Raw genomic sequence first — 22,675 nt, 5'->3', positions numbered from 1 at the left:
CTCCTTCCGCCTAGCCTGCCCTGTGCACTCCCCCGCGCCGCGCGCGCCGCGCCGTGTAGCGCCCCTCCGAGGCGTGGACCTCGATGGGTTGATGATACGCGCGGGTGAGGTTTTCGGCGGTGAGCACGTCCTCGATGAGCCCCTGGGAGACGACTTCGCCTTCGTCGAGCAGCAGCGCGTGCGTAAAGCCCGGCGGGATCTCCTCGACGTGGTGGGTGATCATGACAATCGCGGGGGCGTCGGGGTCCATCGCGAGGTCCCCGAGGTAGGCCACGAGATCCTCCCTGCCGCCGAGGTCCATCCCGGCGGCAGGCTCGTCCATGATGAGCAGCTCCGGGTTGGTCATGATCGCGCGCGCGATGAGCACGCGCTTGCGCTCCCCGTCCGAGAGCGTCTCCCACGTGCGGTCGATCAGGTGCATCGCGCCGACCTGCTCGAGCACCTCGAGGGCCTGCTCGTAGTCCATCTCGTCGTAGTCTTCGCGCCACCTGCCCAAGATGGCATAGCCGGCGGAGACGACGAGGTCTCCGACCTTCTCCTCTCCGGGCACCCGCAGCGCCACGGCGGAGGAGGTGAGGCCGATCTGGGCGCGCAGGTCACGCATGTCGGTCTTGCCCAGCCGCTCCCCGAGGACGAAGGCCGTGCCGGCGGAGGGGAATTCCTGCGCGGAGGCCATCTTGATGAGCGTGGTTTTGCCCGCCCCGTTGGGGCCGATGACCACCCAGCGCTCGTCCAGCTCAACCTGCCAGTCGACGGGGCCGACCAGGCGCGCTCCCCCGCGGGAATACTCCACGCCGCGGAAATCGATCAGCAGGTCCGGGTCGGTTTCCAGTTCTTCTCCACGATTACTCACCCCTCCATTGTGGACTAAATCCGCCCGCCCGGGTGGCAGCGCGCCAACCCCCGGCACGGTTGGCGGTTGTGTGGCTAGTGTGGGGAGGCATACCACGCCGCACACCGCCCCCCGACCCAAGGATGTGGAGCACATGATTGGACGCTTCGGAATTGATGACGTACGCCCCCAGGTATCCGGGCGCACCCTGCCGGCCAAAGCCGTCGTCGGCGAGGTCGTCCCCGTCTCCGCACTCGTCTGGCGGGAGGGCCACGACGCGGTGGCCGCCACCCTCGTCACCGAGGCTCCCGACGGGACGCGCAGCGCGGCCTTGATGCAGCAAGAGGTCTACCGGCCGGACTACGTCCACGCGCTCATCGTCCCGCACGTGGAGGGGACGTGGCGTTTTCGTGTCGACGCCTGGAGTGACGTCATGGCGACCTGGCGCAACGCGGTGAGCAAAAAGCTCGCCGCGGGGCAGGGGGAGGCCGAGCTGGCCAACGACATCGCGCACGGCGTGGAGCTCTTCGATCGCGCCGCGGCAAACGCTCCCGCCGGTGCCGCGGAGGTCCTCTCCCAGGCGAGCAGCACGCTTGGCGACACCTCATTGCCGCTGGCCACCCGCCTCAACGCCGGGCTGGCGAAAGAGGTCACCGACGTGCTCGCCGAGCACCCGCTGCGCGAGCAGGTCACCCGCGGGCCGATCTGCGAGATCCTCGTCGAGCGGCGCGAGGCGCTGGTGAACTCGTGGTACGAGCTCTTCCCGCGCTCGACCGGCGGGCGCGACGCCGCGGGCAACCCGATCCACGGCACGTGGGAGACGACCTCGAAGGCCCTCGATCGGGTCGCCGCGATGGGCTTCGACACCGTCTACTTCCCGCCGATCCACCCCATCGGCGAGGTCAACCGCAAGGGCCGCAACAACACGCTCACGCCCGATCCGCAGGACGTGGGATCGCCGTGGGCGGTCGGCTCGGCAGACGGCGGCCACGACGCCTTCCACCCTCTGCTCGGCGGCGAAGAAGAGTTCCTCGCCATGCTCTCCCACGCCCGAGAGCTGGGCCTCGAGGTCGCGCTCGACTTCGCGCTCCAGGCCGCGCCCGACCACCCGTGGGCACGCGAGCACCCGGAGTTCTTCACCGTGCTTGACGACGGCACCATCGCCTATGCGGAGAACCCGCCAAAGAAGTACCAGGACATCTACCCCATCAACTTCGACAACGACCCCGAAGGCGTCTACGCGGAGATCTACCGGGTGCTGATGTACTGGGTGGGCCTGGGGATCAAGACCTTCCGCGTGGACAACCCGCACACCAAGCCGGTGAACTTCTGGCACTGGCTCATCAACGCCGTCCACGAGACGAACCCCGAGGTCATCTTCCTCGCCGAGGCCTTTACCCGTCCCCCGCGCATGTTCGGCCTATCCAAGGCCGGCTTTTCCCAGTCGTATACGCACTTCACGTGGAAGACCTCCAAGGCGGAGCTCATCGACTTCGCCGGCCTGCTCGTCGATGTCGCCGACGTCTCACGCCCCAACCTCTTCGTCAACACCCCCGACATCCTGCACGCCTCCCTCGTCACCGGCGGGAAGGCGGCGTTTGCCATCCGCGCCACCCTCGCCGCCACGCTGAGCCCGCTGTGGGGCGTCTACTCCGGCTTCGAGCTCTACGAAAACGTCCCCGTCGCACCGGATTCCGAGGAATACATGGACTCGGAGAAATACGAGCTGCGCCCCCGCGACTTCGCCGCCGCGCTCGGCCGGGGTGAATCCTTGGAGCCCTACCTCACCCTGCTCAACGCGATCCGCCGCGGCAACCCCGCGCTCCAGCAGCTTCGTCAGCTGCACTTCCACGACGCCTCCAACGACCAGGTGCTGGCCTACTCCAAGGTCGATGCCGTCAGCGGCAACGCCGTGTTAGTCGTGGTCAACCTCGACCCCTGGGCCACCCAGGAAGCGATGGTGCGCATAGACGCCGAGGCCATCGGCGTCGGCGCCGGGGAGAGCTACCCCGTCCACGACCTTGTCACGGGCGCCGACTACACGTGGAGCACGGATAACTTCGTGCGGTTGGTACCGGAGGCGAACGTGGCTCACATCTTTAGGCTGCCGGACGTCGATAAGCGGCTGCGCGCGTCGCTCGCCTTCCGCGCCATCCCTGACCACGACTACCGCCCATAAAAATCGGTAGCGTTTTACCTCATAAGCGTATCCCCCTCAAGCCACCCCCTGCGAAGGACCACCATGGAGAGCACACCTACACACCTTGCGATTCCGGAAGCGGACCGCGCGCGCCTCATCCAATGCAAGCACCACGCGCCCCACGACTTCTACGGCTGGCACAGCTTATCGGCCGGATCGGTCGTGCGCACCCGCCAGCTCGGGGCGGTAAAGGTCGAGCTCATCATCCACAACGAGCGGCGCGAGATGACGCCTATCGGCGACGACATCTGGGTCATCGGGCTTGAAGACGAGCACGCGCCCGACTACCGCCTCGCCGTCCACTACCCCTTTGGCAAAGAGGTCACCACCGCCGACGGCTACCACTTCCTGCCCACCCTTGGCTCCCTCGACCTCCACCTCATTAGCGAGGGCAGGCACGAGAGGCTCTGGGAGGTCTTAGGGGCCAACCCGAAGACCTACACCACCGCCTTAGGCGAGGTGAGCGGCACGGCCTTTGCCGTGTGGGCGCCCAACGCCCGAGGCGTCGCGGTGGTCGGAGACTTCTGCAATTGGAACCCGAACCAGTACCCGATGCGCACGCTCGGGTCGACCGGCGTGTGGGAGGTCTTCATCCCGGGCATCGAGGCGGGCACGCCGTACAAGTTCGCCATTCACGATGTCAACGGGGTGCGCGTGGACAAGGCCGACCCGATGGCGCGGCAGACGCTCGCCCCGCCGGAGACCGTCTCTGTCGTCGCCGCGCAGAGCACGTATACGTGGCGTGATCACGACTGGATGGCCAGGCGCGTGGGGCTGGATGCGAAAAACGCCCCCATGAGCGTCTACGAGTGCCACATCGGCTCGTGGAAGCAGGGCTCGAACTACGCCTCGCTGAAGGAAGAACTCGTGCCCTACCTCGTGGAGGGTGGTTTTACCCACGTCGAGTTCCTCCCCGTCGCCGAGCACCCCTTCGGTGGCTCCTGGGGCTACCAGGTCACCGGGTACTACGCGCCGAGCGCGCGGTGGGGCAGCCCGGACGAGTTCCGGGCTCTTGTTGACGAGCTGCACCTGCACGGCATCGGCGTCATCGTCGACTGGGTGCCCGCGCACTTCCCCAAAGACGCCTGGGCGCTCGGGCGTTTCGACGGCACCGCGCTCTACGAACACCCCGACTGGCGCCGCGGCGAGCAGAAGGACTGGGGCACCTACGTGTTCGACTTCGGCCGCAACGAGGTGCGCAACTTCCTCGTCGCCAACGCCTTGTATTGGTGCGAGGAGTTCCACTTGGACGGCTTGCGCGTCGACGCGGTGGCCTCCATGCTCTACCTCGATTACTCCCGCAACCCCGGGGAGTGGCTGCCCAATAGCCAGGGCGGCCGGGAGAACTGGGATGCCGTGCGCTTCTTGCAGGAGACCAACGCGACGGTGCAGCGCAGCCACCCCGGGGTGATCACCATCGCCGAGGAGTCGACCGCATGGCCGGGCGTGACTGCGCAGACCTCTGCGGAAGGGCTCGGGTTTTCCCTGAAGTGGAACATGGGGTGGATGAACGACACCTTGGAGTACTTCTCCCTCGACCCCATCCACCGCTCGTATCACCACAACGAGATCACGTTTTCGCTGGTCTACGCGTTCTCCGAGGCCTACGTTCTGCCGTTTTCGCACGACGAAGTCGTGCACGGTAAGGGCTCGCTGTGGCAGCGCATGCCTGGCGACGCCTGGAACAAGGCGGCCGGGATCCGTGCGCTGTTCGGCTACATGTTCTCCCACCCCGGAAAGCAGCTGATGTTCATGGGCTGCGAGTGGGGCCAAACCACCGAATGGGACGAGGCGCACTCGGTCAACTGGGACAACATCGCCGGCGAGGGAGAGGGCGCCTACCACCGCGGCATCATGCGCCTCGTGCGCGACCTCAACCGCGTCTACCGGGATACCCCGGCGATGTTTAGCCAGGACAACACCCCCATGGGGTTCCAATGGGTCAAGGGGGACGACCACGAGCACAACATTCTTGCCTACGTACGCTGGGGCGTGGACGGCCAGCCGCTGCTCGCGGTGGTGAACCTCTCCGGCGCATCCCACCTCGGCTACCGCCTGGGCCTTCCCGAGGCGGGCAACTGGCAGCTCGTGATCAACACCGACGCCGGAATCTACGGCGGCGCCGACAACGACCTACCGTGCACCGTCCACACCGAGCCCGTCGAGTGGGATAACTTCGAGCAGTCAGTCACGCTGCACGTGCCGGCCATGAGCGTGCAGTACTACACGCTCATGCGCTAGAGCTAGAACAGCGCCGAGGCCAGCCGGGTGCGCGCCGCGATGACCCGGCGATCGCCCGGCTCGTAGGCCTCGAAGAGCTCGAGGAGGCGCTCCTTCGCGCGCGGCTCTGTGCGCACCAGCTCGAGCAAGAGGTCGAACGCGCGCTCGGGCTCCCCACGGGCGACGTCATCGTCCGCCGCGGCGAGGGTGGCCTCCACCCCCTCCGGCTGGCTCGCCCCGCGCTCGTGGACCCGCTCGAGCACGGCAACCATCGCACGTGCGCGCTTCGCCTCGGCGTTTTTCGGCTCAGCGGCCAAGATATCATCGTAGATCGCCCTCGCGGCGGCGAAATCTGCGCGCTCGAGGGCCTCCGCCGCGGCCTCGAAACGCGGGTCGGTCTCCTCCGCCTGCTCCGCGCCGTCCTCCTCGCCGAGGCCGGCGAGCTGTGGGCCGATCTGCGAGACAAGGGCGTCCACCCACTGGCTCAGCTGGGCCGCGGGCTGGTTGCCCTCGAAGCTCGTCACCGGCCTGCCCGCCGCGACGGCGATTGCTGTCGGCAGCGCCCTGACCCCGAACATCTGCGCCACCGCCGGGGCTGAATCGGCGTCGACGTAGGCCACGCGGAAGGCGCGCTGGTCGCGTGCGAGCTCCTCGAACGTAGCCTTGAGCTGCACGGACTCGGGCGAACGGTCGGTGCCCACGAGCACCACCACTGGGATCTTCGCGGAGTAGCGCAACACCTCCTCTTCGACGTTCGACGCCGTGGCAGAGATAAACCCGGCGAAGCCGCCGCCCGCGCTTGGTCGCTGCCCGGCAGTAGCGCCTACCGCGCCGAGGTCTACCGCTCCGCGCTCATTGGGGCCCTGAGTCATGGTTGCTACTCCTTAAAGATCGTTGTCTGTGTGCTCGGCGGGGTGCTCGCCAAGGTGCTTGTTGAGGGATTCCATCTTCGCGGTGAGCATGTTGTCGTGCCCGGGCCTGATATCTGCCTTGATCACGAGGGCGACCCGCGGCGCGACCTCCTCGACGGCGCGGGTCGCGCGCTTGATCACGTCCATCACCTCGTCCCACTCGCCCTCGATGGTGGTAAACATCGCCGTGGTCTCGTTCGGCAGACCGGATTCCCGCACGACGCGCACCGCGCGGGCGACGGCGGCGGACATCTCTGCACGGGGGTTATCTGTGGTCGTCGGCGCGACCGAAAACGCGGCAATCATGGCATCTAGCTTAGCGACGCTCCCAGCAATGCCGGTGCCAATGCCTTCTGTCCTCTCCCCCGCGCACCGTATCCCGCGGCCACGCGACGACGTGGGCCACCCCGGGCGGGATATTGTGGTTGCAGCCCGGGCAGACATAGAACTTCTTCGCTGCAGACGACCCGATGAGCCGCATGCAGTATGTCTCCCCGCGCGCCCACCGCGGCCCGCTCACCTCCTGGGTGCCGATGAAGCTCGAGCCATCCCTCGGCAGCACGTAGGACGCGGTGATGTTCGACCGCCTATTCCTCCTCGGCATCTCCCCTATCCCCCCTAAAATAGGCGCAGCTCGTCGGACTCTATCCCGCGCAGCTCGTCGTAGTCGAGCACGAGGCACTCGAACCCCCGATCGAGCGCGAGCGTGCGGGCCTGCGGCTTGATCTCCTGGGCGGCAAAGACCCCGCGGACGGGCCGGAGCAGGTCGTCGCGGTTGAGCAGGTCGACGTAGCGGGTGAGCTGCTCCACCCCGTCGATCCCCCCGCGGCGCTTGACCTCCACCGCCACTGTCGCACCGCTCTCGTCGCGGGCGAGGATGTCGATCGGGCCGATCGCCGTGGGGTATTCCCGGCGCACGAGGGTATAACCGCGGCCAAGCGTCTCAATGTGCTCGGCGAGAAGCTCTTGCAGGTGCGCCTCCACCCCGTCCTTGACCAAGCCGGGATCCGGGCCGAGCTCCACCTCGGTCTCACTGACGACGTCCTCTAAGGTGATGCGCAGCTGCTCGCCCTTGTGGTTCTCGACGATCCACAGCTGCGCGCCCGTGTCCTCGCCATCCACATCCACCACGGGCTCTTCCCGCATCGAGCACGGCGGGGTCATCCAGTTCAACGGCTTGTAGGCGCGGTCGTCCGCGTGAATGGAGACCGAACCATCGGCCTTGACCATGATGAGCCGCCGCGCCGACGGCAGGTGCGCGTCGAGGCGGCCGACGTAGTCCACGGAGCACCGGGCGATGACGAGACGCATGGGTAATAGGCTACAACCCCGCGCTTACGGGCGGTGCACACGGCGCTGGGCGGCGCGGGGTTGCGCCCCTTTGGCGTCGCTACGCACGGAGCGCGTGCTCGGCGCGGATTCGATCCAGGACACCAACGCCATCTGCGCCCGGCTATCGCTGGCGAGCTCGTAGCGAGCCGCGCCGGTGCTCAGCACGACGACGCGATCAACGCCGGGTATGAACTCCCGCTCGGCCGCAGAGAGCTCACGGAAACCCTCGATGGAGCTGCCCCGCCGATTCACCGCGGCATCGCAGGTGAAAGACAAGGAGCGCAGCTTGTAGAACTTCAACTGCTCCTCGCTATACCGAAACACGCCGTGGCGCCAGCCGTGTACGTCCTCGGCAGGCAGCCTGCGCATCAGGCCCTGCGAGCCGGTGTTGCGCAGCGTGGAGAAGCGCCACAGCGCGGCCGCCCCCACCGCGACCACAGCCGCGACAGCGACAACGAACACAAGGCCAAAAACCTCCATGCGTCCACTCCTGCCTGTCAAACTCCGGTGAAGATAAAGCCCTCCCACCTGCGAAGGCGTGTTTGTCTCATTGTACATTCCGGGAATGAGTGAGAAAACCGCAAAAGGGGCTGCGCCCCCACCGCCGCAGCGGTAGAAACACAGCCCCTCTCAAGGGGGGGGTGGCGGCTAGTTGCCCGCGCGGCGCACCGCGGCAAGCTCTGCCTGCCCGCGCCACTTGCTCAACTCGTCGTCGTCCTGGCTCGCGTTGGATTCCGCCTCGGAGGAATTGACCTCGTCGGATAAAACCGCCCAGTCCGCCAGGATGGTGACCTTATCGCCCACGACAGAGAGGAAGCCTCCCTGCACCGCGGCGATGATGCGCTCGCCGTCCACCGGGTTGATCGTGACAACGCCGTTGTCCTTGAGCTGGCCAAGGAGGGGCTCGTGGCCCGGCAGGATGCCGATCTCACCCTCGGTGGTCTGCGCGGTGACGATGCTGGCCTGACCGGTCCAGATCATGCGGTCAACAGAGACCAGTTGCACGGTGATGTCAGCCATATCCCCCTCCTACTTTTCCTGCAGCTTCTTGTAAGCCGCCTCGACGTCGTCTAGGCCACCGAGGTTGGAAAACGCCTGCTCCGGGTAGGCATCGAACTCACCTTCGCAGAGGCGGTCGAACGCCTCGATGGTCTCCTCGAGCGGCACGTAGGAGCCCTCGTCGCCGGTGAACTTCTTGGCCACGAAGAAGTTCTGGCCGAGGAAGCGCTGGATCTTACGCGCGCGCATGACGGTGAGCTTGTCTTCCTCAGAGAGCTCATCCATACCGAGGATGGCGATGATGTCCTGCAGCTCCTTGTTCTTCTGCAGGATCCCGATGACCTTCTGGGCCACCGCGTAGTGGCGCTCGCCGACGATGCCCGGCTCGAGGATGCGCGAGGTCGACGTCAGCGGGTCCACAGCCGGGTAGATACCCTTCGAGGCAATGGAGCGCGACAGCTCGGTCGTCGCATCGAGGTGGGCAAACGTCGTCGCCGGGGCCGGGTCGGTGTAGTCGTCCGCCGGCACGTAGACGGCCTGCAGGGACGTAATCGAGCGGCCCTTCGTCGAGGTAATGCGCTCCTGGAGCACGCCCATCTCGTCCGCCAGCGTCGGCTGGTAGCCCACGGCAGAAGGCATGCGGCCCAGCAGGGTCGAGACCTCGGAGCCGGCCTGGGTGAAGCGGAAGATGTTGTCGATGAACAGCAGCACGTCCTGGTCCTGCACGTCGCGGAAGTACTCCGCCATGGTCAGGCCGGACAGGGCCACGCGCATGCGCACCCCCGGCGGCTCGTCCATCTGGCCGAAGACCAAGGCGGTATCGGGAAGCACGCCCATGTCCTCCATCTCGAGGAACAGGTCGGTACCCTCACGCGTGCGCTCGCCGACGCCCGCGAAGACCGAGGTGCCGGAGAACTCGCGGGCGATACGGGTAATCATCTCCTGGATGAGAACCGTCTTGCCCACGCCCGCGCCACCGAACAGGCCGATCTTGCCGCCCTTGACGTACGGGGTGAGAAGGTCGATGACCTTGATGCCCGTCTCCAGGATCTCGGTCTTGCCCTCGAGGTCCTTAAACGCCGGCGGGTCGCGGTGGATGCCCCAGCGCTCGCCGCCCTCGCCGACCGAAGGGTCGTCGAGGCACTTGCCGAGGGCGTTGAAGACGTGGCCCTTGACCTGGTCGCCCACGGGAACGGAGATCGGGTTGCCGGTATCGACCACCTTCGCGCCGCGCACGAGACCATCGGTCGGAGCCATGGCGATCGTGCGGACGAGGTTGTCACCGAGGAACTGCGCCACCTCGAGCACGAGGGTGCGCGAGAGGTCGCCGAGCTCGATGGCGGTCTCGAGTGCGTTGTAGAGTTCGGGCTGCTCGCCGCGCGGGAATTCCACGTCGACGACCGCGCCGATGACGCGAACGATGCGGCCGTTCTCAGAGCCTGCCGGCTTTTGAGTGTTCACGGCCTCGCGGGCTTCGGCCTGGGTGTCGGCCTGGCCCGTCGGCTCATCGCGTCCATCAGTAGATAGAGCTGTAGTCATGATTTAGTCACTTTCTCCACTATCGGCCAGCGCGCCAGCGCCGCCGATAATCTCGGTGATTTCCTGGGTGATTTGTGCCTGACGGGCTTGGTTAGCCTCACGCGAGAGGTTGTTGGCCAACTCCGTCGCGTTGTCGGTCGCGTTCTTCATTGCGGTGCGGCGAGACGCCGATTCCGAGGCGGAGGACTCCAAGAACATCGAGTAGAGCGTCCTGGAGACGTAGGCCGGAAGAAGCTTCTCCATCAAGGTATCGGCATCCGGCTCGAACTCCATGTCCGGGGCGACCTCACCAGACGTCGTCAAGAGATCCTCTTGCTCGTAGGTGAACTCCTCGAGCACCGGCTCGATCGGGAGCAGCTGGTGGACAACCGCTTCCTGCGCGAGCATGGAGACGAACTCCGTGTAGACAACGTGGACCTGATCGAAGCCGCGGACGGCCTGGCCCTCGGGCGCGTTGACGCCTTCGCGCCACTGCACCGTCGAGTCAGAACCGGCGAGGAAGCCATCGACGATGTGGGTGCGTACGTCGTGGGTGTCCTTCCACGTCGGCTGCTGGGACCACCCGGTCCACGCCCCGGCGATCTCCTGGCTGCGGAACTTGTAGTGTGTCACGCCCTTGCCGCCGGTGACGTAGCGGACAACCTCGTAGCCGGCGTCGGTAAGCATGCGCTCGAGCTCGGCGGCCTTCTTCAACACGTTGTGGTTGTAGCCGCCAGCCATACCGCGATCCGAGGTGACCACGAGGATCGCCGCGACCCGACCGTTTTCACGCTCGTGGAGCATGGGGTGGTCGAGGGAGCTCGCGGCCGCGAGGCGTTCCATGACTCGTTGCATCTCGTCTGCGTACGGCTTGGCCGCCTCGACGCGCTGCTGGGCCTTGGTGATCTGCGATGTCGCGATCAACTCCTGGGCCTTGGTGATCTTCTTCGTGGAGTTCACGGACCGGATCCGGTCGCGCAATTCGCGAAGTGTTGCCATGGTGTTACTGCCCTCCCTTCCTTAAGTAGAAGTGATCCAAGTGGTCTATTACTTGGAGCGGTTGACGTTGAGCTGGTGCTTCTTAACCTCGCCGGAGTCGAGCGGCTCCGCCTCCGGCTCGCGCACCACGGTCTCGCCCTCAGAGGAGCGGAACCCGCGCGCGAAATCCTCGTTGACGCGACGCAGGGTCTCCTTCGAGGCGTCGTCGAGGGGCGCGCCACCGGCGATCTGCTCGTAGACCTCCGGGGCGGTAGAGCGGATGTGCTCGTGCAGTTCGGCCTCGTAGCGGCGGACGTCTGCGACGGGAACGACGTCGAAGACACCCTCGTTGGCGAGCCAGATCGAGATGATCTGGAACTCAACCGACTGCGGGCTGTTCTCGGCCTGCTTGAGCAGCTCGACGAGGCGCTGGCCGCGCTCGAGCTGGCGCTTCGAGGCGGAATCGAGGTCGGAAGCGAACGCGGCGAAGGCCTCGAGGTCGCGGTACGCAGCGAGGTCGAGACGCAGGTTACCGGCGACCTTCTTCATGCCCTTGGTCTGCGCGGCGCCGCCGACGCGGGAAACGGAGATACCCACGTCGATGGCCGGGCGCACGCCCTGGTTGAACAGGTCGGACTGCAAGAAGCACTGGCCGTCGGTAATGGAGATGACGTTTGTCGGGATGAACGCGCCCACGTCGTTGGCCTTGGTCTCGATGATCGGCAGGGCAGTCAGCGAACCGGCACCGAGCTCGTCGTTCAGCTTCGCAGCGCGCTCCAGAAGGCGAGAGTGCAGGTAGAACACGTCGCCCGGGTACGCCTCGCGGCCCGGCGGGCGGCGCAGCAGCAGGGAAATCGCGCGGTAGGCCTCGGCCTGCTTCGTCAGGTCATCGTAGATGACGAGGACGTGCTTGCCCTGGTACATCCAGTGCTGGCCCAGGGCCGCCGCCGAGAACGGGGCGAGCCACTTAAAGCCGGCAGAGTCGGAGGCCGGGGCAGCCACGATCGTGGTGTACTCCAGCGCGCCGCGCTCCTCGAGTGTGCGGCGCACACCGGCGATGGTCGAGCCCTTCTGGCCGATGGCGACGTAGATGCAGCGGACCTGCTTCGACGGGTCACCGGTTTCCCAGAAAGCCTTCTGGTTCAAGATGGTGTCAATGCACACCGCGGTCTTGCCGGTCTTGCGGTCGCCGATGATGAGCTGGCGCTGGCCGCGGCCGATCGGCGTCATGGCGTCGATGGCCTTCAGGCCGGTCGCCATGGGCTCCTCGACCGGCTGGCGGTCAAGCACGCCGGCCGCCTGCAGCTCGAGCGCACGCTCTTCGTTTGATTCGATCGGGCCGAGGCCGTCGATCGGCTGGCCCAGGGGGTTGATGACACGGCCGAGGAAGTTCTCCCCGACCGGGATGGATAGGACCTCTCCGGTCCTTTTGACTTCGTCGCCCTCGGAGAGGGTTTCGAAGTTGCCCAGCACCACGACGCCGATTCGATCGGTCTCGAGGTTTTGGGCAACGCCGATGACACCGTTAGGGAACTCGAGCAGCTCGTTCGTCATGCAGCCCGGCAGCCCGGAAACCTGGGCAATGCCGTCTGCGGCCGAAGTCACCACGCCGACCTCCTCACGGGAGGCCTCCGCAGAGTAGCTCGAGGTGTAGTTCGCTATCGCGCTACGGATCTCATCGGAGGAGATCGTCAGCTCCGCCATGTTCTTCCTGCTCTCGGTAGATTGTTCCAGCATATGTTTTGTCTAGTAGGCCGTTGTGGCGGCGAGGTCGGCCCGCAGGCGCGTGATCTTTCCGCGCGTGGAGCCGTCGATGACCTCGTCACCGACGCGGATCACCATTCCGCCGAGGAGGCTGGGGTCAACCTCAGAGTGGATGGCAATCTCACAGCCGTAAATCGTCTTCAGCTTGCCGGCGAGGGCTTCCCGCTGCGAGTCGCTGAGCTCCTCGGCAGAGGTGATACGGGCCACCGTCTTGCCCCGCAGCTGCGCCACCTCTGTGGCGAGCGCGGCGAGGTCGTCGACGGGGTTGCTCTCGGGACGGCCGATCACCTGCAACGCCAGGGCCTCGGTGAACATAGTCACGTGGCCGTAGATGACGTTTGCCAAAAGGCCACGCTTCTTCTCGGCGGTCGCAGTGCGGTCAGCCAGCAGCTGGGTGAGCTGCTTGTTGTTCTCCAGCAGCACGGACAGGCCGAACAGCTCTTCTTCGACCTGCTCGAGCTGGCCCTGCCCCTCGGCGCCACGCAGCAGCGCGCGGCGGCCGAGGTTGATCAGCCCCTGACGCAGCTCGCGCGGCGACGACCACTCCTGACCCGCCGCGGCGAGGAGCACCTGCTTCGTCTGATCAGCAACCCTGTTGCCGAAGACGTCGCCCATGATCCCCGTGCGCTGCGCGGGCTCGAGGCTTGGATCCGCAACGGCGACACGCAGCGCGCGCTCGCCGTCGAGCTGGTCTACCACGAGAAACAGCTCGGCGCCGATCTGAGCGGCGGCGGCGACGGAGTTGTCGGAATTGCGGATCAGGTCTTCGAGGCGTACCTGTACCTGCTCTTGTGCTTCGCGACTAGCTGCCTTCATCTCGCCTACTTCCTCGTGGACACGTTGTCGAGCTGGGACAGGAAGTCGTCGATCGTCGAGGAACGGCGGGTCGAATCCGACAGCTCGGTGCCGAGCAGGCGCTCGGCGAGGCTGATCGAGTTCTGGCCCATCTCGTTGCGCAGCTCGGCAACGACCTGCTCGCGCGACGCGAGGAGCTGCTTTTCGCCCTCCTCGATGATGCGCGCGCGCTGGGCCTCGCCCTCGGCACGCAGTGCAGCCTCGATCTCCTTGCCCTTTGCACGGGCGGCTTCGCGGATCTCGGCCGCCTCAGCGCGGGCCTCGGCGAGCTCGGCGTTGTTCTTCTCCAGAGCAGCCTTGGCTTCCGCCTGGGCAACCTGAGCACGCTCGATACCGCCCTTGATGCGGTCTTCGCGCTCCGCGAGGACCTCCTGGAACTTCGGGATGACGTACTTGGAGAAGAGGAGGAAGACAACCGCGAAGACGACCAACGACCACACCACGTCGTACGCAGGCGGCAGGAGGATCGACGGCTCGTTGGCGAGCGGAGTCTCCCCTTCTGCAGCCACGTTAAAGATAGTGACGTTTGTCATAGGTTGCTCCTGATCTAAAAGGTTGACGGGTTTGATGTGCGCGTTCTTTTAGAACAGGAAGCCGGCGACGAGGCCGATGAGGGCGAGGGCCTCGACGAAGGCGATACCCAGGAACATGGTGGTGCGCAGCTGGCCGGCCATCTCGGGCTGGCGAGCCATGCCCTCGACGGTCTTGCCAACGAGCATGCCGATGCCGATGCCCGGGCCGATGGTGGCGATGCCGTAGCCGATGGACTGGAGGCCGTCGAATGCGGTGGTGGTGGACTCGGCCTGTGCGAGGATGATCTCGTTCATGTGAAAGTCGTTCCCTTTCTAGGTGCCCTAGGGCCGCGCGACGCGCGGCCACCGGGCGTGTGACATTGAGGTGGGGTTATTCAGTTTGGCCTTTAGTTCGCGCTTTGTTAGTGCGAATCAGCGTGCAGCGAGAGCTCAATGTACACCGCCGTGAGAAGCGCGAAGATGTACGCCTGCAGGAAGATGATGATCAACTCGTACAGGGTGAAGAGCAACGCTGCGATCAGGGTCAAGCCACTTACCGCCGTCCACGCGTTGAGCTGCCAGAAGAAGAAGTTGGTAGCGGAGTACAGCAGGACGAGGATGATGTGGCCCGCCAGGAAGTTCGCCATGAGACGAAGAGCCAGCGTGACCGGACGCAGGACGAAGGTCGAGAAAAACTCGATCGGCACCACGAGGATGTGGAGGAACCATGGCAGGCCGGGGATGATGAGCGAGTGCTTGAAGTACATAGCACCGTAGCGCTTCACCCCGGCGTAGATCATCGCGATGTAGGCCACGACCGCCAGCACGATCGGCATGCCGATGCGCGCGTTAGGCGAGATGTTCAGCCCCGGGATGATCGTTGCCGCGTTCATGAACAAGATCGAGAAGAAGATGGTGGCGAGGACCGGCAGGAACCGCTTCCCGTCCTTCTTCCCGAGCGTGTCCTCCGCGATCTGGACGCGGACGAAGTCCACACCCATCTCGGCGACGTTCTGCAAACCTTTAGGAACCAGCTGAGGCTTCCTAAAAGCAATAACAAAGAGGAGCACCAAAATCGCCGCCACGAAGAGGCGAACGATCATGATGCGATCCAGTGCGAACCACCCGTTGGCGAATTCCTCGCCGATCATGTGGCCGTACGTTTGCCCCGGGAAAAATTCTGGACCAAGTGAGGGCGCGTGGAATTCACCCTTAAAGCCCTCGGCCAAAGTTGTAACGCTCAGCGTTCTCTCCCGTTCTCGGGCCGCATTGCATGGATGTCAATGCGGTGCGATGGACGTCTTCAAAAAGACTGTCACCGCGGCGGACTCCGTCGCACATCAGCGACCGCGGGACAGGGGGAACCTCGAGGTTGATCTGGACCAACGCACAGGTGCGCAGGTTGTTACCTCAAGCAAACCCAGCGGTTAGCCTAACAGGTCCATCACTTTTTGGTCACTAGCGGGGGGATGTGCTCTACCCTGCGGGCTCGTATGCGGCCCAGATCACCGCGAGATGGGCGCTTTTGGCAGGCCAGGTGCCATTGTTAATTATCTCACAGGGGGTGCCTAGCCCGGCGCGAGGCGGCGCCGCGCGGCCGCTAGCCGACGTAGGCCACCCGGGTGGTGATCACACCCCACGCCTCGACACCGAGGACGATGATGAGCGCGGCAATCGTGGTTACCCCGAACGCGAGGTGATCGTAGAAGGTAAGGTCCCGGATCAGCATCAAGACCAGGACTAAGACCACCATCTTGACCAGCCAGCCGCCGAGTACGACCGCCATCGTCGTCGTCGGAGATGACGCCGAGGTCACGAGCACCGTTAGTGCCGTGAGCAGGACGAAACCCCCGCCGATTACCGCCCCCATGAGCACGGCCCAAATGCCGGGCAAGCCGCGCGCTGCGCCCCACCCCATCAACGAGGCGACGGTGAGCGCCCCCAGCGCGATGCCGCCGAGGCGCAGCGCGCGCAACAACGGGGCGCGCGGGTCGTCGTATTCGGTGGTATCCCGGGCTTCGAGCTCGCCGGGTGTCGTCGCTTTGCTTTCAGTCACGGGCACCCATCCTAGTCCACGCGTACGCCCGCCCCGACCCGGTTCATCGCCCCGCAGCGAACTCGGCGACTAGGTTGGGAGGAAAACACCCTCGAAACACCTCAAGGCGCGAGAAAAGGGACCCGTACCCACCATGACGAGCCAGACCCCAGGTAGCGCCAACGGGGGAACGTAGCGGTGATCGGAGCGCACGGCCACGTCGCGCTGCTCGCGTTGCCCTTGATCGCCCGCGTCACCGATGGCGAGATCTTTGGCATCATCCGCAACCCCGACCACGCCGAGGAGGTGCGCGATACCGGCGCGACCCCGCTGCTGCTCGACGTCGAGGAGACCTCCGAGCGCGAGCTAGCCGAGGCGTTTCGCACCCGCGAGATCAGAACCGTGGTGTGGTCCGCCGGGTCCGGCGGAGGCAACCCGGCCCGCACCTTCGCGGTCGACCGGGACGCGGCGATTCGCTCGATGCACGCCGCCGTGAGCGCGCGGGGGCACTCTCCTACTACGGCGCCGGGCCCGATCACGAAGTCCCCGTCGATGACGGCTTCTTCCCCTACGCCCAGGCGAAGACCGTGGCGGACGGCCATCTCGAACGCCTCGAGCGAGACGCGGGCCTGGCCTATACCGTCTTGCGGCCGAGCGTGCTCACGTTCGTCCCTGCCACTCACGAGATCGACGTCACAGGGGAGGGGCGCTTTTCCACGAGCCGGGCCAACGTCGCCGAATGCATCGCGGCGGCGGTGGCACACCCGCCGACCGACGGTCGCGTGGTGGAGTTTAACGACGGCGCGACCCCGATCTCCGAGGTCTTCTCCCGCTAGCGCCGGTGGCCTCGCGCGAGGACAGCAGCGGCACGGCCGTGAGCAGCGCCGCCGCGACGACGGCGATGGCGGTCACTCCCACAGCGAAGCGCACGGGCACAATGGAAAAACTCACGGCGCCGAAGGCGACTGCTGAGACCCACGTGTAGAGCACCAGCACGGTGCGCCGGTGCGTGTGCCCCAGCCGCAGGAGGCGGTGGTGGATGTGCCCGGCATCAGCCGTCGCCGGGCTCTGCCCCTTCGCCGCCCGCCGCACCACGGCCCAGACGAGATCGATCACCGGCAGCGCCACCGCGGCCCCCACGACCATGACGGGGCTGATGAGCGCGATGAAGTCCGCCGTGCCGTAGAGCGACATGTTGATCTTGCCGGAGGCGCTGATCGAGGCCGCAGCGAGCAGCAGCCCGATGAGCATCGCCCCGGAATCGCCCATGAAGATGCGCGCGGGCTCGAAGTTGTGTGGCAAAAAGCCGGCGCAGATGCCCACGAGCGCAGCGCAGATAATCGCCGGCGGGTAGGCAGAGACCGCACCTGCCTGATCGTGCAGGATGGTCAGCGAGTAGACCAGGATCGCTCCCCCGGCGATCATGCCGAGGCCCGCTGCCAGGCCGTCGATGCCATCGACGAAGTTCACCGCGTTAATCAGCACCACGGTAAAAAGCGCGGCCACGGCCATCCCCTGAACCTGGTCGAGGATGAGCGTGGTCCCGTCGCCGAAGGGGACAAAGAACACGGTAAACGTCACGCCGAGGAAGCTCAGTAAGACTGCGGCGAGGCACTGACCAATGAGCTTGGTCAGCGCACCGAGCTCGTAGAGGTCATCAACAAGTCCGACGATGACGATCGCGAACGCCCCGGCGACCACCGCGGTCATCTCCGGGGTCACGGGCGCGAACCCGCGGGTGAGCGCGGGCAGCTGCTCGGCGAGGAAGACCGCGCAGATAAACCCGCTGAACATCGCCAGCCCGCCGAGCGAAGGCGTCGGCTGGGTGTGCACGTCGCGGGTGCGGATCTCCGCGACGCGCCCTGTGCGCACGAGCAGCGAGCGCACAGGGCCCGTCATGAGGTAGGTAATGGCCGCGGCGGTCAGGAGGACGAGCCCGAGCTCGCGCAGCGGCACGCCTGCGCCGCCCACCTAGGACCTGGCCCTGCTCATGCTCTCCGGGTCAAGGCCCAACACTTCACCGATGCGCTCCGCGCTGACCGCTCCGTGGCGCAAAATGACAGGGTGCGGCCCGGAAATATCCACGATAGTCGAGGCCGTACCTACCTCCGCGCGCCCGCCGTCGAGGTAGACCGGGATGGCGTTGCCGAACTGCTGGCGGGCCTGCGATGTGGTCACCGCCGCGTCGTGGCCGGAGAGGTTCGCCGAGGACACGGCCATCGGCCCGACTTCGCGCAAAAGCTCGATCGCCAGCGGCTGGTTCGGCATGCGCAACAAGACCGTGCCGCGGGTATCACCGAGGTTCCACGGCAGAGAGGGCGCCTCGGGCACGACGATCGAGAGCCCGCCGGGCCAAAACGCCTCCACGAGGATCTTCGCGGTATCACTGAACTCCCGCACCAGCCCCTGGATGGTCGACCACGAGCCGACGAGCACGGGCACGGGCATGTCGGGCCCACGGCGCTTGGTGGCCAAGAGCTTTGCCACCGCATCGTTGTTGAATGCATCGCACCCGATGCCGTAGACGGTGTCGGTCGGCAGCACCACGCACTGGCCGGCCCGAATCGCGTCCGCCGCGGCGGCAAGTCCTTGGGCCCTACCGTCAGGGGACAGGCAGTCATACGTCTGGCTCGGCATGGTTCTCCTTCGCGCGTGGGTTTCTAGCTACCGCACTACCTTACTCGCCGTGACAAACCTCGCCCGCCCGGTGAGGTCCCGCAGCACCGCAGGCTCGCCCAGCTCGCCGTGCGCCGCGACCTCCCGCAACACGAGCTCGGAGGTCTCCTCGTCGTGCTCGATCCCGAGCGCGCCGCCCGGCGCCAGCAGCGCGGCCGCAACGGGGATGAGACCGCGGATGGCGTCCATGCCGCTCGCGCCCGAGAACACGGCCTCGTGCGGGTCGAAATACACCTCCGGGCTCAGCCCCGGGTTCTCCGGGACATAGGGCGGGTTGGAGACGACGAGATCGACGCGGCCGCGCAGCGGCGCGAGGAGACCCGGGTCGGTGAAGTCCCCGGCGACGACGTCAACGCTTACCCCCGCGCGCCGCGCGTTGGCGGCGGCGTAGTCCCTGGCTACGGTTGAGGCGTCGACGGCGGTGACGGAGGCGTCGCCACGCGCGTGCGCGATAGCGATGGCCAGCGCGCCCGAGCCCGTACCAAGGTCCACCACGCGCGGCTTGTCGACGCCAGCGAGCGCGCGCACCGCCCACTCCGCGAGCACCTCCGTCTCAGGGCGCGGGATAAACACCCCCGGGCCGACGGCAAGCTCGAGGGGGCCGAACGCTGCCACGCCGGTGATGTGCTGCAGCGGCTCGCGGCGCGCGCGGCGCGCGATGCGCTCCCTATAGCGCTCCTCGAACCCGTCGGGAACCTCGGCGAAGTTGACCTCGAGGGGGGCGAGGCCGAGGAGGTCTGCGGCGATGAGGCGCGCGTCGACGAGCGGGGTGTCGACCCCGGCGTCGGCTAGCACGCGCGCCGCGGCCGCGACGAGCTGCCTACTGCTCTGCTTCAAGGCGCTCCTGGCGCTCATGCTTCTGCAGCGCGGCGATGAGCTCGTCGAGGTTGCCGTCGAGCACCGAATCGAGGTTGTTCGCCTTGAAGTTGATCCGGTGATCGTTGATGCGGTTCTCCGGCCAGTTATAGGTGCGGATGCGCTCGGAGCGGTCCATCGTGCGCACCTGGGAGGCGCGGCCCTCGGCCTCCTCGGCCTCCGCCTTCTCCCGTTCGAGCTGGTCGAGCCGGGCCTGCAAGACCTGCATCGCGCGCGCCTTGTTCTGGATCTGGGAGCGCTCGTTCTGGCAGGTCACCACGATGTTCGTCGGCAGGTGCGTGATGCGCACCGCCGAGTCGGTCGTGTTCACGCCCTGACCGCCCTTGCCGGAGGAGCGGTAGACATCGATGCGCAGGTCCTTCTCGTCGATGTTGACGGAGGCAACCTCCTCCGGCTCCGGGAAGACGTACACCCCGGCCGCGGAGGTCTGGATGCGCCCTTGGGACTCGGTCACCGGAACGCGCTGCACGCGGTGGACGCCGCCTTCGAACTTCAGCAGCGACCACGCCCCGTCCCGCGAGGGGGTCTTCGCCTTGATCGCCACCGTCAAGTCCTTGGCGCCGCCGAGGTCGGACTCCGCGAGGTCCAACACCTCCCAGTTCAGGCCGTGCTTCTCGCAGTATTTCTGGTACATGCGCGCGAGGTCCGCGGCGAAGAGCGCGGCCTCCTCGCCGCCGGCCCCGGCCTTGATCTCCATGATGATGTCGTCGCCGTCGTGCTCATCCCGCGGGGCAAGCAGGTCGGCCAGCTCTTCCTCGAGCACCGCGATCTCGCCCTCAAGTCGCTGCGCCTCCTCGGCGAACTCCTTGTCCTCGCTCGCCATCTCGGAGGCCGCCTCGAAATCGTCGCGGGCCTGCGTGAGCCGGTTATAGACGTTGATGATCGGCTGCAGCTCGGCGTAGCGCTTCGAGAGCTTGCGGAACTGATCGGCGTCCCCGGCCACATCCGGGTCCCCCATCTGGGCCTGGATGCCCTCGTATTCGGAGACGTAGTCGTCAACGAGTGAGACTTCACCAGCCATCAGAGGTACTCCTCTTCGTTCTTGTCCGCCGCCATCGGCGCCGACTGCGCCACGCCCATGAGGAACTCGCCGTTCGTCTTCGTCTTCTTCAGCTGCTTGATCAGCATGTCGATCGACTGCTGCGGGTCGAGGGCCGAGAGGATACGGCGCAGCTTGTGCATGATGCGCGCCTCCTCAGGCGCGAGGAGAAGCTCGTCCTTGCGGGTGCCCGAGGGGTTGACGTCGACGGCCGGGAACACGCGCCGCTCGGCGATCTTGCGATCCAGCTTCAGCTCCGCGTTGCCCGTGCCCTTGAACTCCTCGAAGATGACGGTATCGCCGGCCGAGCCGGTCTCGACCATCGCGGTGGCGATGATCGTGAGCGAGCCGCCTTCTTCGATGTTGCGCGCCGCGCCGAGGAAGCGCTTCGGCGGGTAGAGCGCGTTGGAGTCCACGCCGCCGGAGAGGATGCGGCCCGACGCCGGGGAGGAGTTGTTGTACGCGCGGCCCAGGCGGGTGATGGAATCGAGCAACACGACGACGTCGTTGCCCATCTCCACCAGGCGCTTCGCCCGCTCGATGGCGAGCTCGGCGACCGCGGTGTGCTCTGACGGCGGCCGGTCGAAGGTCGAGGAGATGACCTCGCCCTTAACGGAGCGCTGCATGTCGGTCACCTCCTCCGGGCGTTCGTCAACAAGCACGACCATGAGGTAGCACTCGGGGTTGTTGGTCGCAATGGCGTTGGCGATGTTTTGCATGATCGTCGTCTTGCCCGCCTTCGGCGGGGAGACGATGAGCGCGCGCTGCCCCTTGCCAATCGGCATGACGAGGTCGATGACGCGGGTGGTGAGGATGTGCGGCTCCGTCTCCAGCCGCAGGCGCTGGTTCGGGTAGAGCGGGGTGAGCTTGTGGAAGTTCTTACGCTGCTTCGCCTCCTCGACCCCCATCGCGTTGACCGTGTCCACGCGGACCAGCTGGTTGTAGCGCTGGCGGTTGCGCCCGTTTCCGTGGGTGTGGCTCTGGCCGTTGGCCCGGACCTGCCCGATCACCGCGTCGCCGGAGCGCAGCCCGCAGGAACGGACGAGCTTGTTGTTAATGAACACGTCGGCGGAGCTGGCGTGGTAGCCCGTGGTGCGTACGAAGGCGGTGTTGTTGTCCACAACGTCAACGATGCCGGCGACCTCCTGCAGGTCGTCCTGCGAATAATCCTGCCCGCCACCGTTGTTGTGGTTGTTGTTCCCGCCGCCGTTGTTCTGGTTGTTCCCGCCGCCGTTGCGGTTGCGGTTGCGGCGCCCGCGGCGCCCGCGGCGGTTGCCCCCGTCGCCGTCTCCGGCGTCGTTGCGCTCCCTGTTGTCCCGGTTGTCCCGGTTATCCCTGTTTTCGCGCTGCCCGTCGGCGTCGTTGTCGACCTCGCTTCCCTGGTCGCGGCCGGCGTCGTCGCTGTGCTGCGCCTCGTCCCCGCCCCCCTTGGCGCGGTTGCGGCGCGCCCGGCGCGCCTGCGACCGGGACTCGTAGCGCTGCTCCTCGGCCTCGCCGCGATCGGACTGCCCGGGCTGTTCAGACTCCGCCGCGGCTCCGCTGCCCTGGGCCTCAGGCGAGCGCTCCCCCGTGTCCTCGGCGGCGCCCGAGGCTCGCCGCGCCGCGCGGCGCCGCTGCCCGGCGCCGCCACCCTCCGCACCCCCGGCCTCTTCTGCCGCGCCCCCGGCCGGCTCGACCGCCGCGCGCTTGGGCACGACGCCAGTGGTGATCGCCTGGATCAGGTCGCCCTTGCGCAGGGTAGAGACCCCGCGCAGGCCCTTCTCCGCTGCCAACTTGCGCAGCTCGGGGAGCTTCATGGTGGTGAGGTCTTGGCCGTTGTGGCCCTGTGCGGCGTTGCCCGTCTCGGTCACGAAAGTCCTTTCGTCGCCCCCGGCTTCGCCGACCGCGCGCACCCTTTGTGTCGGGGCGCGAAGCCGGCGTAGGCCGGC

The 22,675-nt window shown here is 66.5% G+C and carries 22 protein-coding genes and 1 pseudogene; 3 read left to right on the top strand and 20 right to left on the bottom strand.

Features of this window, described 5'->3' with window-relative positions; all coding sequences use genetic code 11:
- Positions 1-10: 10 nt before the first annotated feature.
- Positions 11-853: an ABC transporter ATP-binding protein gene (locus tag C3E79_RS04560; RefSeq protein ID WP_235840702.1), complete on the bottom strand. Its 843-nt coding sequence runs from the start codon at positions 851-853 to the stop codon at positions 11-13.
- Between the two features lie 133 nt (positions 854-986).
- Between C3E79_RS04560 and C3E79_RS04555 the strand changes: the two genes are divergently transcribed.
- The gene (locus C3E79_RS04555; RefSeq protein ID WP_108403849.1) at positions 987-3,011 is read left to right on the top strand and encodes a maltotransferase domain-containing protein; all 2,025 of its coding nucleotides are present in this window, start codon (positions 987-989) and stop codon (positions 3,009-3,011) included.
- Positions 3,012-3,074: 63 nt separating this feature from the next.
- Positions 3,075-5,273 carry a 1,4-alpha-glucan branching protein GlgB gene (glgB, locus tag C3E79_RS04550; RefSeq protein ID WP_108403848.1) on the top strand — a complete coding sequence of 733 codons (2,199 nt, stop codon included), beginning with the start codon at positions 3,075-3,077 and terminating at the stop codon, positions 5,271-5,273.
- 2 nt (positions 5,274-5,275) lie between these two features.
- Here the strand turns inward: glgB and C3E79_RS04545 are convergent, their stop codons facing one another.
- From C3E79_RS04545 to C3E79_RS04480, 14 genes are all read right to left on the bottom strand, one after another.
- Positions 5,276-6,124, bottom strand: a complete 849-nt coding sequence (locus tag C3E79_RS04545; RefSeq protein WP_108403847.1) for a tetratricopeptide repeat protein — start codon at positions 6,122-6,124, stop codon at positions 5,276-5,278.
- A 12-nt stretch (positions 6,125-6,136) separates the two neighbouring features.
- Entirely contained in the window at positions 6,137-6,469 is a 333-nt protein-coding gene (locus C3E79_RS04540) for an MTH1187 family thiamine-binding protein (RefSeq protein WP_108403846.1), read from the bottom strand.
- 10 nt (positions 6,470-6,479) lie between these two features.
- The gene (locus C3E79_RS04535) at positions 6,480-6,767 is read right to left on the bottom strand and encodes a hypothetical protein (RefSeq protein WP_108403845.1); all 288 of its coding nucleotides are present in this window, start codon (positions 6,765-6,767) and stop codon (positions 6,480-6,482) included.
- 14 nt (positions 6,768-6,781) lie between these two features.
- Complete coding sequence (gene nucS / locus C3E79_RS04530) at positions 6,782-7,474, bottom strand: endonuclease NucS (RefSeq protein WP_108403844.1); 693 nt, start codon at positions 7,472-7,474, stop codon at positions 6,782-6,784.
- A 24-nt stretch (positions 7,475-7,498) separates the two neighbouring features.
- The gene (locus C3E79_RS04525; protein ID WP_158268508.1) at positions 7,499-7,975 is read right to left on the bottom strand and encodes a DUF2550 domain-containing protein; all 477 of its coding nucleotides are present in this window, start codon (positions 7,973-7,975) and stop codon (positions 7,499-7,501) included.
- Between the two features lie 168 nt (positions 7,976-8,143).
- On the bottom strand, positions 8,144-8,515 hold the full coding sequence (locus tag C3E79_RS04520; protein WP_108403842.1) for a F0F1 ATP synthase subunit epsilon: 372 nt from the start codon (positions 8,513-8,515) through the stop codon (positions 8,144-8,146).
- A gap of 9 nt (positions 8,516-8,524) precedes the next feature.
- The gene (gene atpD, locus C3E79_RS04515; protein ID WP_235840701.1) at positions 8,525-10,033 is read right to left on the bottom strand and encodes a F0F1 ATP synthase subunit beta; all 1,509 of its coding nucleotides are present in this window, start codon (positions 10,031-10,033) and stop codon (positions 8,525-8,527) included.
- Between the two features lie 3 nt (positions 10,034-10,036).
- Positions 10,037-11,011 carry a F0F1 ATP synthase subunit gamma gene (locus C3E79_RS04510; RefSeq protein WP_108403841.1) on the bottom strand — a complete coding sequence of 325 codons (975 nt, stop codon included), beginning with the start codon at positions 11,009-11,011 and terminating at the stop codon, positions 10,037-10,039.
- A 48-nt stretch (positions 11,012-11,059) separates the two neighbouring features.
- On the bottom strand, positions 11,060-12,727 hold the full coding sequence (atpA, locus tag C3E79_RS04505; RefSeq protein ID WP_108403840.1) for a F0F1 ATP synthase subunit alpha: 1,668 nt from the start codon (positions 12,725-12,727) through the stop codon (positions 11,060-11,062).
- Between the two features lie 9 nt (positions 12,728-12,736).
- Positions 12,737-13,570 carry a F0F1 ATP synthase subunit delta gene (locus C3E79_RS04500; protein ID WP_108403839.1) on the bottom strand — a complete coding sequence of 278 codons (834 nt, stop codon included), beginning with the start codon at positions 13,568-13,570 and terminating at the stop codon, positions 12,737-12,739.
- A 5-nt stretch (positions 13,571-13,575) separates the two neighbouring features.
- Positions 13,576-14,142, bottom strand: a complete 567-nt coding sequence (locus C3E79_RS04495; RefSeq protein WP_108403838.1) for a F0F1 ATP synthase subunit B — start codon at positions 14,140-14,142, stop codon at positions 13,576-13,578.
- 48 nt (positions 14,143-14,190) lie between these two features.
- Positions 14,191-14,436 carry an ATP synthase F0 subunit C gene (locus tag C3E79_RS04490; protein WP_108403837.1) on the bottom strand — a complete coding sequence of 82 codons (246 nt, stop codon included), beginning with the start codon at positions 14,434-14,436 and terminating at the stop codon, positions 14,191-14,193.
- A 107-nt stretch (positions 14,437-14,543) separates the two neighbouring features.
- The gene (atpB, locus tag C3E79_RS04485) at positions 14,544-15,272 is read right to left on the bottom strand and encodes a F0F1 ATP synthase subunit A (protein WP_482764191.1); all 729 of its coding nucleotides are present in this window, start codon (positions 15,270-15,272) and stop codon (positions 14,544-14,546) included.
- 449 nt (positions 15,273-15,721) lie between these two features.
- Positions 15,722-16,177 (bottom strand): Cg1360 family ATP-synthase-associated protein, encoded by a 456-nt coding sequence (locus C3E79_RS04480; protein ID WP_108403835.1) that lies wholly within the window; start codon positions 16,175-16,177, stop codon positions 15,722-15,724.
- Between the two features lie 177 nt (positions 16,178-16,354).
- Between C3E79_RS04480 and C3E79_RS04475 the strand changes: the two are divergent.
- Positions 16,355-16,992, top strand: a pseudogene (locus tag C3E79_RS04475) (NAD(P)H-binding protein).
- On the opposite strand, the gene C3E79_RS04470 reads toward C3E79_RS04475, so the two are convergent.
- Genes C3E79_RS04470 through rho form a run of 5 tightly spaced genes read right to left on the bottom strand, consistent with a single transcriptional unit; the run spans position 16,949 to position 22,597 of the window.
- Positions 16,949-18,127, bottom strand: coding sequence for a glycosyltransferase family 4 protein (locus tag C3E79_RS04470; RefSeq protein ID WP_108403834.1), 1,179 nt, complete (start codon positions 18,125-18,127; stop codon positions 16,949-16,951). The pseudogene C3E79_RS04475 and the gene C3E79_RS04470 overlap by 44 nt on opposite strands.
- On the bottom strand, positions 18,128-18,793 hold the full coding sequence (locus C3E79_RS04465; protein ID WP_108403833.1) for an L-threonylcarbamoyladenylate synthase: 666 nt from the start codon (positions 18,791-18,793) through the stop codon (positions 18,128-18,130).
- Between the two features lie 27 nt (positions 18,794-18,820).
- Positions 18,821-19,687 (bottom strand): peptide chain release factor N(5)-glutamine methyltransferase, encoded by an 867-nt coding sequence (gene prmC / locus C3E79_RS04460; RefSeq protein WP_108403832.1) that lies wholly within the window; start codon positions 19,685-19,687, stop codon positions 18,821-18,823.
- Positions 19,653-20,729, bottom strand: coding sequence for a peptide chain release factor 1 (prfA, locus tag C3E79_RS04455; RefSeq protein ID WP_108403831.1), 1,077 nt, complete (start codon positions 20,727-20,729; stop codon positions 19,653-19,655). Before prfA ends, prmC begins: the two co-directional genes overlap by 35 nt.
- Positions 20,729-22,597, bottom strand: coding sequence for a transcription termination factor Rho (gene rho / locus C3E79_RS04450; protein WP_268876076.1), 1,869 nt, complete (start codon positions 22,595-22,597; stop codon positions 20,729-20,731). The genes prfA and rho overlap by 1 nt, the downstream gene beginning before the upstream one ends.
- Positions 22,598-22,675: the final 78 nt, after the last annotated feature.

The sequence above is a fragment of the Corynebacterium liangguodongii genome (genome assembly GCF_003070865.1).
GTDB classification, from domain to species: Bacteria; Actinomycetota; Actinomycetes; order Mycobacteriales; family Mycobacteriaceae; genus Corynebacterium; species Corynebacterium liangguodongii.
This window is presented reverse-complemented; position numbering and strand designations above follow the sequence as displayed.